Origin of the sequence: Congregibacter sp., from assembly GCF_965660375.1 — a bacterium.
Lineage (GTDB): Bacteria > Pseudomonadota > Gammaproteobacteria > Pseudomonadales > Halieaceae > Congregibacter.
In genome coordinates, this window is sequence record NZ_CBFHZO010000017.1 from 1 (window position 1) to 1,856 (window position 1,856).

1 protein-coding gene and 1 pseudogene are annotated in these 1,856 nt (G+C 57.4%); both read left to right on the plus strand.

Features of this window, described 5'->3' with window-relative positions; translation table 11 throughout:
• Positions 1 to 187 precede the first annotated feature (187 nt).
• Positions 188 to 1,687, plus strand: a complete 1,500-nt coding sequence (locus ACTG3T_RS01840; protein WP_439100563.1) for an aldehyde dehydrogenase family protein — start codon at positions 188 to 190, stop codon at positions 1,685 to 1,687.
• Positions 1,578 to 1,856, plus strand: a pseudogene (locus ACTG3T_RS01845) (hypothetical protein); the annotation flags it as partial. The gene ACTG3T_RS01840 and the pseudogene ACTG3T_RS01845, both read left to right, overlap by 110 nt.

Consider the following 1,856-nt stretch of genomic DNA (forward strand, 5'->3'; position numbering starts at 1 on the left):
ACACTGTTTGTCCCCGAAAACACCGCCCGCACAGAGGGCCTTCGCTTATGGCTACGCGCCCTCGATGAGAAGCCTGACATTGAGGTCATCGTGGCCCACGACTTTGACGCCGCGCTCGACAGCGGTTTGCAGCCGCTCTGATCCGCTCAGATAATCAAACGCAATAACGCAGCAGGGAGCGACATGAATGGATGAAGTAGTCAAAACCTTTATCGACGCCAAGGGGGTTAGCGAGAAAACCAGCGCATTCCTGAGTCGCAGCAAGGCACATTTCATCGGCAATGGCTGGCACAGCTCTGCGGAATCCATGGCGGTGCTGGAACCCTGCACCGGCGGTCTGCTCAGCGAAGTGCCCTGCGGTGATAGTGCTACCGTTGACCATGCGGTGCGCGAGGCCAACACTGCGTTCAAGAGCGGCGAGTGGTCGAAATTTACTCCTGCTCAGAGAGAGCGAGTGCTTACTCGCCTTGCTGATCTGGTAGAAGAAAACCTTCAGACGCTGGCAGAGATCGAATCTCTGGATGGGGGTAAGGCCATTGGAGGATGCAGGGAAGTCGATATCGGCGGCTCCATCGATGTGCTGCGTTACATGGCCGGATGGGCCACCAAAATTGATGGTGCAACGCGCAGTGTTTCGGTGCCGGGCGATAATTTTGCCTTCACCTTAAAAGAACCCATCGGCGTCGTGGGCGCGATCGTTCCCTGGAACTGGCCTTTCAATATGGCCATCTGGAAGTTGGCGGCTCCGCTCGCAGTGGGTTGCAGCGTGGTTCTCAAGCCCGCGCAACTCACCCCCCTGTCCATGCTGTACTTCGCCGAGCTATGCCTCGAAGCCGGTCTGCCACCCGGCGCCCTGAATATTGTTTTGGGCCGCGGATCCGTCGTGGGTGAGGCACTGGTCAATCATCCTGATATCAACAAGGTCTCCTTCACCGGATCCACGCCCGTGGGTATCGGCGTGGGACAGGCGGCGATCGGCAACCTAAACCCTGTTACCCTGGAGCTTGGCGGGAAGTCTCCCATGGTGGTTTTTGCCGACGCGGACATTCAGCGGGTGGTGGATGCGACCCAGCAAAGCGTGTTCTTCAACACGGGTCAGGTTTGCAGCGCCGGTTCTCGCGTCTACATCCAACGAGAGATCTACGAGAAAACCGTGGATGCCATTGCTGCCAGAGCGTCCAGCATGGTCGTGGGCCACGTTTTGGATGAGGACACGGAGATGGGCCCTGCTATCTCCGCCGGTCAAAAAACCTCGGTACTCGATTACATCGCCATCGGTAAGGAAGAAGGCGCCCGCGTAGTCTGCGGTGGAGAAGATCCCGGCGGAGAGGGCTTCTTTTTACAGCCAACGCTGCTGGCGGATTGCCATAATGGAATGCGCGTGGTGCAGGAAGAGATGTTCGGGCCGGTGCTGGTGGCCATTCCCTTTGACACGGAAGAAGAGGGCGTCCGCCTCGCCAATGACAATATCTATGGTCTCGCAGCCAGCATCTTCACTCAGGATGTCTCGAGGGCTCACCGGCTCGTGCGGCAGCTGGAGGCGGGTACGGTTTGGGTCAACACCCATGACATGATCGATGCGAACACGCCCTTTGGCGGGGTCAAACAGTCAGGCTTTGGCAAGGACCTGGGACCGGAGCAACTCGATCACTATCTCAAAACAAAAGCAGTGTGGATGTCATTGTAGTGGTGCTTTCAGCGTAGCACTTTCGGGGAATGCCACCGAACTGATTCACGAGTTACTATTAGCAAAATCCTCAGAGCTGCTACCTGAGGACATAGCCGGCATGATGCACGCCCATCCGACAGTTTCCGAAGCGGTGATGGAATGCATGCACGGCATTAACGGCAAGCCG

Coding starts and splice junctions, on each gene's coding strand:
- ACTG3T_RS01840 (WP_439100563.1), top strand. CDS start 188: ATGGATGAAGTAGTCAAAACCTTTATCGACGCCAAGGGGGTTAGCGAG.